The sequence below is a fragment of the Streptomyces sp. UNOC14_S4 genome, assembly GCF_020740835.1.
Classification (GTDB): domain Bacteria; phylum Actinomycetota; class Actinomycetes; order Streptomycetales; family Streptomycetaceae; genus Streptomyces.
In genome coordinates this window covers 1-8878 of record NZ_JAINFC010000320.1, presented here as the reverse complement: position 1 = coordinate 8878, position 8878 = coordinate 1, and the positions used below count along the sequence as shown (strand labels likewise).

The 8878-nt window shown below is 72.5% G+C and carries 7 protein-coding genes; 3 read left to right on the top strand and 4 right to left on the bottom strand.

Annotation, left to right across the window (positions count from 1 at the left end):
- Positions 1–74 precede the first annotated feature (74 nt).
- The gene (locus tag K6I34_RS24825) at positions 75–371 is read left to right on the top strand and encodes a hypothetical protein (RefSeq protein ID WP_229328577.1); all 297 of its coding nucleotides are present in this window, start codon (positions 75–77) and stop codon (positions 369–371) included.
- Between the two features lie 38 nt (positions 372–409).
- A complete protein-coding gene (locus K6I34_RS24820) occupies positions 410–1099 on the top strand; it encodes a winged helix-turn-helix domain-containing protein (protein WP_229328575.1) in 690 nt (229 codons plus the stop codon).
- 73 nt (positions 1100–1172) lie between these two features.
- Here K6I34_RS24820 and K6I34_RS24815 read toward each other — a convergent pair whose 3' ends face one another.
- Complete coding sequence (locus tag K6I34_RS24815) at positions 1173–2504, bottom strand: LCP family protein (RefSeq protein ID WP_229328573.1); 1332 nt, start codon at positions 2502–2504, stop codon at positions 1173–1175.
- The gene (locus K6I34_RS24810; RefSeq protein ID WP_229328571.1) at positions 2497–2877 is read right to left on the bottom strand and encodes a DUF6542 domain-containing protein; all 381 of its coding nucleotides are present in this window, start codon (positions 2875–2877) and stop codon (positions 2497–2499) included. The genes K6I34_RS24815 and K6I34_RS24810 overlap by 8 nt, the downstream gene beginning before the upstream one ends.
- Before the next feature lie 356 nt (positions 2878–3233).
- Here K6I34_RS24810 and K6I34_RS24805 point away from each other — a divergent pair, with 356 nt between their 5' ends.
- Positions 3234–3983 (top strand): metal-dependent hydrolase, encoded by a 750-nt coding sequence (locus K6I34_RS24805; RefSeq protein WP_308294050.1) that lies wholly within the window; start codon positions 3234–3236, stop codon positions 3981–3983.
- 84 nt (positions 3984–4067) lie between these two features.
- Here the strand turns inward: K6I34_RS24805 and K6I34_RS24800 are convergent, their stop codons facing one another.
- Both K6I34_RS24800 and K6I34_RS24795 read right to left on the bottom strand, forming a co-directional pair.
- Entirely contained in the window at positions 4068–4418 is a 351-nt protein-coding gene (locus tag K6I34_RS24800; RefSeq protein ID WP_229328568.1) for a hypothetical protein, read from the bottom strand.
- Positions 4419–4471: 53 nt separating this feature from the next.
- Positions 4472–8878 (bottom strand): pentapeptide repeat-containing protein (locus K6I34_RS24795; RefSeq protein ID WP_229328566.1); only part of this gene is annotated, 4407 nt, incomplete at its 5' end.

Below are 8878 nucleotides of genomic sequence, written 5' to 3'. Positions count from 1 at the left end.
GCCCCATCCTTTCCCCGGCCCCCGGCGCGGCCCGTCTTCCCCCGGGGAGCGTCGTCTCATGGAGGTGACACCACATGTCCGTCCTCGCCGTCATCCACATCCGCGTCCGTGCGCACCGCGAACGCCGTACGGCCACTCGCCGACCCGGCGTCCTCCGACCCGGTGTCCTCCGGGACGCCGTCGCCACGTTCGCGCGGCGTATCGCCGACAGCCCCCTCGACAGCACCGTCCTGCGTGTGGCCCCTGCTCCGGCACCGGTCTTCCGGCCCGTCCCGGATGACCGGCCCGCACGCCCCCACGCCCGCTGGCGCATGGTCACCGGCCCTGACGGCCGGCGTCACCTCGAAGCCGCCTGGCACCTGGCCCGCTGACCGACCAGCTCTCCTGGAAACAGAGAGGAGACCCCGGCATGTTCTTTCCGACCGGCCTGCTGCAGGAAACCGTCGAACGCCTCATCGCCAGTGCCCCGTACGCAGCCGTCAACGCCCCTCTGCACGGCGTCGCACATGTGATGTGCGACGCGCTTGACGAACCTCGTGTACGGGCCCGGCTCACCCAGGCCCTGACCGGTCCCGACGTGCTCCTGACGGAGATGTCCAGCCGGAGCGAAACGCCTGGCCACGCACTCCTGGAAGCCGCCTTCGCCACTCGGGGCCCCATCACCCCTGCCCTGTCGCAACTGCTCTCCCTCGTCTGGCTGGAGCCCGCGGTCAGCGACCTGCACTGGCACCTGGACCACCAGTCATCGACGGTTCCCGACGACGCGGAGTCACCGCACGCGCCGGTGCACCGCGCGGGCGGCCTTGTCCTCGACCTCGAGCGCCGTACGGTCTCGGTGGACGGTCGGCCGGTCAAGCCGACCTGCATGGAATTCGAGCTCCTCGCCTACCTGGTCACGCATCCCCGACGTCTTCACCGGCACGAGCAGTTGATGGAGATGGCGTGGCAGCGGTCCGCCGCCGACGAGAAACGGACGGTCGACACCCACGTCGCACGCTTGCGGCGCAAGCTCGGCTCCCGTTACGCCGCCGTCCTCACGGACGCGGGGGAGGCCGGGTACGCGTTCGAACCGTCGAAGGCGGCGCCGCGAAGTCCATGACCTGCTTCCTCGGACGAATCCGGATCGGGCGACCGAGCCTTCGGCTGACGTAGCCTCTCAGTTGACGCAGCCCTCAGTTGACGCAGGGAATCCCGCCCTCCTTCACGGACTCCCCCGCGAACTGGTCGTCGGACACCTTCGGCGGAGGGCCGGACGGGGAACTCGACGGGGAACTCGACGAGGAAGGGGAACCGGACGGGCCCGGAGCCCTGTGGTTCTCGCCCGGGGGCGGCACCTGGTCATGGTCGGCGGAGGCGGAGTGCCCGGGGCCGCCCGCGCCGGGCGAGACGGCCGGTCCGCCGCCGAACACGGCGGCCACGAGGGAACGGACCTTGTCCACGTCGACCAGCTCGACGTCCTCGTTGTTGCGCGTGGCGGAGCCCTCGGTCGGCAGCGTACGGAACTCGACCTTGCCGCCGGTGAGGTTGGTGGCCTGCTGGGCGAAGTCGATCACGTTCAGCTTGCTGTCGATCACCAGGTCCTTCTTCACCACGCCGAACAGATCCTGCAGCTTGCCCAGGCTCTCGAAGACGCCCTGTGACGTGAGCTTGTGGGTGACCGAGGAGAGGAAGGCCTGCTGCCGGTGGGTGCGATCCAGATCGCCGCCGTCCAGCCCGTGCCGCTGGCGGACGAAGGCCAGGGCCTGCTTGGCGTTCACCTTCTGCAGCCCGGCCGGGAAGTCGGCGCCGGAGTAGCGGTCCTTGACCGGATGCTTCAGACAGACCTGGATCGGCTCCAGGACCTTGGCGATGTCGTAGAAGCCGAGCAGGTTGACCTCGGCGAAGTGGTCGACCGGCTGCCCGAGGAAGTTCTGCACCGTCGCCAGGGTGGCCTCCCGGCCCGCTTCACGGCTCTGCGCCTCCAGCTCGGCACCCCGCAGGCCCTGGGCGTAGAGCTTCTCCCTGCGCCCGGTGTAGGCGTTGGAGTACGCCTCCTTGATTTTGTAGTGCCCCTGCACCGAGCCGTCCTCGTTGTAGGTCTCGACGTAGTCGTCGCGCGGGACCGAGAACGCCTGCACCTTGCCTCCGTCGGCGGGGATGTGCATCAGGATCAAGGTGTTGGTGTTGTAGTAGCCGATGTCGCTGGACCCGGCGTGCAGCTGGTCCTGGACGAACTCCTTGGGCAGGTCGTTGCCGTCCATGTCCTTGCGCGAGTCCAGACCGATCAGCAGCAGATTGACCGAATCGTCCAGGTGCTTGGGTGCGTTCTTGCGTACCTTGTCCAAGGCGTCGGATGTGTTCAGGCCACCGGTGACCCAGTGATAGGCGGCCCAGGAGACCCCGCTGCCGGCCAGCACGGTGAAGGACACCACGCCCGCCACCGCACGCCCGGCGATCACCGCGCGGCGCGTACGGCGCCGCGGCGCCTCCGTCCGGCAGTGCTTCCTCGTCCGTCCGTTACGCATCGTGCCGCGCACCCCTCTCCATACCCTTTCCCGGCGTGCTCCGCCGGGCGCGGAACCACCGCGAGGCCAGTACGGCGACGACCGCCGCCTCGGTCCAGGCCATGGCCGGGAAGGCGTCGACGGCCCAGCGCACCGCGCCGGTGGCCACGTGGGAGCCGGTCCTGCCGGCTGCCGACTCGACCGCGACTGTGATGAACATCGCCACGGGCGGCGGTGCGTACGCCACCCACCAGGCGCCCGCCCGGGAACAGGTGGCCGCGGCCAGGGCGCCGCCCAGGACCCCGGCGACGACGAACGGCCAACCCGGCCTGGAACCGGACATCTCGCCCAGGATGGCACCGAGCACCGGCAGCGCCAGGGCGATCAGGGGCATCCAGCGGGACCTGCGCGCCCCGGCCCGTACGTTCCGGCGCGTACGGCGGTCGCCCGGCACCCCACCCTCCACCCGGCCGCGCGGCCGGGGGACGCGGCGCGCGACGGGCGCCTGGGGTGGGGATATCGCCGGGTCCGGCGAACGGTCTGCCGCGGGCGTACCAGGTTGCATAGTTGCGCAATCTAGCAAGCATTTTTCGGATGTGTGAGCCCGGGGTCTCCGGGTATCGCCGCCGACGTGGTCGGGCCGGGAGCGAGGGCCGGTCGTTCCGGCGGCTTCCAGGGGCCGCCCTCGGGGGCGGAAGAGCGTGCGTCCGGGAACCCCGGATCCTGCTGGTAGCGTCTCCCGCGTTTTTGATGGAGCGTCACTCAAGTGACGCCGGGACGGGGGAGAACGACCACGTCATGATGGGACACTCACACGCCGTGAGCGGTGCGCTGCTCTTCGCGGGCACGGCACCGTACCTGCCGCCGCTGGTGCTGCACACGCATCTGGCGCCGCAGGAGATCCTGATGGGCACGGTCCTGTGCGCCGGTGCCGCGCTGCTCCCGGACCTCGATCACCACGACGGCACCATAGCCAACTTCCTCGGCCCGGTGTCGAAGGCGCTGTGCCGCTTCGTGGCCTGGGCCTCCGGTGGCCACCGGCACGCCACGCATTCGCTGTTCTTCGTGATGCTGATGACGCTCGGCAGCTGGGCGGGGGCGACGTTCCTGGGGCGGCCGTTCACTCTGGGCCTGACCTTCTTCCTGCTGGCCCTGGCCGTCCGGGCGCTGAACATCTGCCCGCCCGGACACGGTTTCCATGCCTGGGGGACCATCGTGGCGATGGCGGGCATCGGCACTGCGGTGATCGCCAAGTTCATCCCCTCGGCACCGGGCTGGCTGCCGTATGCCGTCGGGCTGGGCTGCGTGGCACATCTCCTGGGCGACTCCCTCACCAAACGGGGCGCCCCGTGGCTGTGGCCGCTCAAGACCCGCTACGAAATCGTGGTGATCAAGCACAGCGGCAACCGGCTCGAGACGGAGATCCTCACCCCGGTGATGGGCGTCGCGACCGTCGTCCTGTTGTGGTTCACGGCGCTCTCGCCCCACGCGGCGGGCTGAACCCGGGCGACGCGGTCGTCGGCGGGCCTTCACCCGCCGCCCGGCTGTCGGCGCAGTTCCCTCAGGTCTTGGTCATGAGGAGATTCACAGCCATCGCCGTGCCGCCTCGACGCTGTCCCCGCCACTGGTGTTGAACGCGATGGCGGCCTGGGGCGCATGGCGACGGATCAGGTTCACCACCTGCTCGAAGAGCGGAAGCAACGGCTCGGTCCTGCGGATCCCGCCACCGACGACCACGACATCCCACGGGTGCCTGGTCAGCGACTCGACGAGGGTGGACTCGGCCGATTCGCCGAACACGATCAGCGCCATGGCCGCGTCGATGCCGTGCTCGCCGAACCGGGCCAACTCCGCTTCGAGAGCCGTGAGAAGAGCTTTCCCGTCGACGCCGGGAATCGCGCGCGGATCGTAACCGACGACAAGTGCGGAAGACATGCGGGCAACCTACCGGGCCCTGTCCCGGCGGGACCCGTCGGGCGGGCCGGGCGCTACGGGAGCGGGGTGTCCATGGGCAGCCGCTGCACACCCGGCAGGTGGTCGTCGAGCTCGCCCGGTTCGAATCGGGACATGCCCACCACATGCCAGAACTCTCCTGCCGTGTCGCCGTCGTATTTGTAGCCGCCGGACGGGGTCAGGGTCGCCCAGCCGCCCTGCACCCCGATCAGCGTGGCCCGTGCCGACGGGGTGCCGTCGGACGGCACGGCCCACAGCCGGACCGTGCCGTCCGCGCCTCCGCTGGCGAGGAGCGAGCCGTCGGGGCCGAAGGCGAGGGCGAGGACGCGGCCGGTGTGGCCGGTGAGCCGGCCGGCGTCCTCGCCGGTGCGGGCGTTCCACAGCTGTACGATCCGGTCGTCGCCCCCGGTCGCCAGCAGGGGACGGGTGGGGTGGGCCGCGGCGGTCCACAGCCGTCCGGAGTGTCCCCGCAGCCGGTGGACCGCGGTGCCGTCCTGCCAGACGATCGCCTGGCCGTCCCAGGAGGCGCTGGCCAGCCAGGCGTCGTCCGGGCCGTAGACCACCGCGTACACACGGTCGGTGTGCCCGCCCAGTTCGGCGACGAGGCGGTCGGCAGCGAAGTTCCACAGGCGTACGTAGCGGTCGTCGCAGCCGGTGGCCAGGCCCGGGCCGTCCTTGCGGAACGCGATCGACCGGACCCGGCCCCGGTGCTGGGCGAGGGTGGCCACCTGGGTCCCCGTGCTGCGGTACCACAGCCGGACGGTGTCGTCGTCGTTGGCGGTGGCGAGGAGCTCGCCGTCCCCGCTGAAGGCCTCGGCCCACACATGGTCGGTCTCGGCGTCGAGTTCGCGCTCGTACTCGCCGGTGGCGGCGTCCCACAGGTAGACGTCACCGTCGCTGCTCGCGGTGGCGACCACGGAGCCGCGGGGATGGAAGACCGCCGACACCAGACGGTCGCCCCGGCCGGACAGCTCACGCACCCGGCACCCGGTGGAGGTGTCCCACAGTCGCACCACGCCGTCGTTGCCGCAGGCGGCCAGCTGATCACCCGCGGCACTGAACGCCAGCCCCGTCACCTTCCGTCCGTGTCCGCGCAGGATGCGCCGGCCCTGCCCGGTCGAGGCGTCCCACAGCCGCACCACGCCCTCGTTGCCCACGGACACCAGCAGCGGGCCCCCGTCCGAGGCGCCGCCCCCGGGGCGGAACAGACAGGCCCAGACCGACCCCTGGTGGTCGTCGGGCTGCCGGCGCAGCGGGGTGGCCGACCAGGTGCCCGCGTCGTGGGCGACCTGCCAGAGACGGACCTCGCCGTCGCTGTCGCCCGCGGCGAGGAGGGTTCCCGCGGGGTCGAAGACCACTTGGTAGACGGCGCCGCCGCGGACCTTGACGGGATCGGCGGCGGCAGTGCCGGCGACCGGATCCCACAGCCGTACCTGTCCGTCGGTGTCGCCGCTGGCCAGAAGCCGGCCGCCGGGGTGGAAGGCGAGGGTGTACACCCGGCCGGTGTGCCCCGTGAACCGGTGGAGGAGCCGCCGGTCCGCGACGTTCCAGACGCGGACGGTGCCCGGCCCGCTGTCCTGTCCCCTGTCGCCGGTGGCCAGGAGCGTGGCGTCCGGGCTGAAGGCGGCGCGGTAGACGGCCCCGTGGTGGCCGGTGAACTCGCCGAGCAGACGGCCGGTCGCGGTGTCCCACAGGCGCACCGCCGCGTCGGCGTCCCCGGTGACGAGCAGGGTGCCGTCGGGGCTGAAGACGGCGGTGTAGACCGGCGCCCGGTGGCCCGGGAGCCGGTGGGCGACGGTTCCTGTGGCGGTGTCCCAGACGGTGACGGTGCCTTCCGCGTCCCCGGTCGCCAGCCGGGTGCCGGAGCCGTCGAGGGAGACGGGCCACACCCCGTCCCGGTGGACGTCCAGTTCGTGGCGGCAGGTCCCGGCGACCGGGTCCCACAGCCGTACGACGCCGTCCGCCCCGCCGGTGGCCAGCACATGCCCGCGGAACTTCACGGCGTAGACCCGGCCGGTGTGGCCCTGGAGGGTGCGCAGCGCCGTGCCGGTGGCCGCGTCGCACACCAGGACCCCGCCGTCGTCGCTGCCCAGCGCGAGGAGTTCGCCCCCGGGACTGAAGGCAACGGGCTCGGGCAGCCGGCCGGTGCGCATGCCGTAGCCGTAGGGCACACCGACCGCCGAGGGGCGCAGGCCGGGATCGGCGGGGAGCCCGGGCGCGATGGAGGCGAAGCGCAGTTCGGGGGTGTCCAGAACGTCCTGCCCGGCCACCGTGTTGATCAGCGCGGCCTGGTACCAGCGGCTTCCGGTCACCCGGGCTCCGTCCAGCGTGGCCCGGATCAGGCGGGCTCCGCGCAGGTCGGCGTCGCGCAGGTCCGCCCCGGTCAGGTCGGCGTCGGCGAGCCGGGCGCCCGCGAGCCGCGCGCCCCGCAGCACCGTGCGGGACAGGCCCGCTCCGACCAGGCTCGCGCCCGTCAGGTCGGCACCGGTGAGGTCGACACCGGAGAAGTCGCGGTAGGAGAGGTCCTCGCCCGCCAGCAGGGCGCCCCGCAGGTCCGCGTGGGCGGGGACGCGGAGCCTGCTGAGGACCTTGATGGCGTTGGCCCTGGTGGTTCCCTGTGCCTCCCCGCCGCCGTCCGGCCAGTCGGCCAGGGTCCGTTCGGCCCACTCGCGGCAGGTGCGGTGGTCGGCGATGTCGCACAGGAACTCGACCGCCAGCTGGCTCAGCGGGCGCCGGGTCAGCAGTCCCAGGGCGCCCTCGTCCGCCCCGCTCAGGCCCACCGCCACCTCGCGTGCCACCAGCCACTCGACGACCGAGCCGTGGATGAAGCGGAACAGGCCCTCGTCGGTGCGCACGAGCAGGCTGCCGGAACCGACCGCGTGCGCCGCCTGCGGCACCGACAGCCTGCTGTCGGCCAGTTCGGTGAGGGTGGTGGCCACATCGGTCAGCTCGTCCAGCCGGAGGCCGCTCTCGCCGCTCTCCCACAGCCGCAGGGCGAGCGTCGTCACGGCGCGCCACAGCTGGTTCAGGTCGAGCCCGGGAGGGCCGCCGTGGCCGCCCCGGCCGCGCCGCTCCTCGAACTCCAGCCAGGCCGTGAAGACCTCCTCGTAGAGCCCGGCGGGACTCAGCGCGCGCCCGGCACCGGTCACGGTGCGCAGCCGCTCGTGGTCGAGGCCCGCGACGAAGCTGAGCAGCCGCGGATTGCGGCACAGCGTGAGCAGGTCGGGAACGGCCTCCAGGAGCCGGAGGCGCCGGTCGGCGGCCACGTCGTCGCCGTAACGGCCGGCCAGGTAGGCGCGGATCTGCTCCGGGCTGAACTCCTGGAGCGCCAGCAGCCGGCGCTGCGGCAGCAGGCCGACGCGCTCGCCGAGCGCGGTCAGTACCTGCGCCTGTGACCTGAAGTGCTGGGTGCGGCTGGTGACCACGATCTTGGCGTTGTCGACGGCGGCGTCGAGGAGCACCTGGAGGTGATCGGCGGCCCGGTCGTAGCTGACGTGGCGGACCAGCTCGTCGAATCCGTCGAAGAGCAGGACGATCCGGCCCTGCCCGAGCATGTAGCGGAAGGCGCGGAGGTCGATGTTGTCCACGCCGTGGGTGGCCAGGTGGGCGGCGACGAGACCGTCGAGCGAGTGCGCCTTGTCCAGGGTGTTCAGTTCGATGAGCAGCGGGGTGAGGTGCGGCAGTTCCACCGGCAGGCGGCGGGCGAGCTCCCGCAGGGCGAAGGTCTTGCCGTGGCCGAACTCGCCGAGCAGCAGGACGAAGCGTCCGTGCTCGGCCGCCAGGAGCTGCAGGAGGTCGTCCACGATCGCGTCGCGCTCCACCGCCCCCGGCCGTTCGATCTCCCGGTAGCGCTGGGGGAGGTAGAGGTCCGGCGGGTACTGCGGGTCCGTGCCGATCCGGTCGGTCTGTGCCGCCACGTAGTCGCGCAGGTCCAGCAGGCCCTGGAATTCGGTGAAGCTGCGGACGAGGACGCCGCGGCGCCGGGCCAGTTCGCGGACCTCGGAGGGGAGCGGCGGGCCCGCGTGGACGAGGACGGCCTCGGTGTCGGTGCCCGCCGCGCGGAGCGTGTCGACGAGTTGCCGCGCCTCCTCGGGCCCGAGCCCGTCGGCGCAGACGGCGATGCGCTGCTGCCGGACGAAGCCGGCCTCGGTCCAGGTGGCCAGCAGCCCGGGCACGTCGCCGGGGGTGCGGCGCAGATGGACCCCCTCGTAGCGGACGCGGCAGACCTCGGCGACCCGTGCGAGGAGAGCGTCCACGGGGCTCTGCACGGCACGGCTCTCGGGTTCCGCGCCCTCGTCCCCGGCGGCCCCCGGCACCGCGGGGCCGAGGGCCGCCGACGGCCCGGGCTCCCCGGCGGCGGACCCGGGCGACGGGCGCGGCGGCCCGAAGACGTGCCCCGCGCCGCGCCACGGCGTCTCCCACTGCCAAGGCGGCCGGCCGGG

What these genes read in the sequence shown, in the direction of transcription:
- K6I34_RS24810 (WP_229328571.1), bottom strand. Translation starts at nt 2,877, where the DNA reads ATGCCCCTGATCGCCCTGGCGCTGCCGGTGCTCGGTGCCATCCTGGGC.
- K6I34_RS24820 (WP_229328575.1), top strand. Translation starts at nt 410, where the DNA reads ATGTTCTTTCCGACCGGCCTGCTGCAGGAAACCGTCGAACGCCTCATC.
- K6I34_RS24825 (WP_229328577.1), top strand. Translation starts at nt 75, where the DNA reads ATGTCCGTCCTCGCCGTCATCCACATCCGCGTCCGTGCGCACCGCGAA.
- K6I34_RS24800 (WP_229328568.1), bottom strand. Translation starts at nt 4,418, where the DNA reads ATGTCTTCCGCACTTGTCGTCGGTTACGATCCGCGCGCGATTCCCGGC.
- K6I34_RS24815 (WP_229328573.1), bottom strand. Translation starts at nt 2,504, where the DNA reads ATGCGTAACGGACGGACGAGGAAGCACTGCCGGACGGAGGCGCCGCGG.
- K6I34_RS24805 (WP_308294050.1), top strand. Translation starts at nt 3,234, where the DNA reads ATGGAGCGTCACTCAAGTGACGCCGGGACGGGGGAGAACGACCACGTC.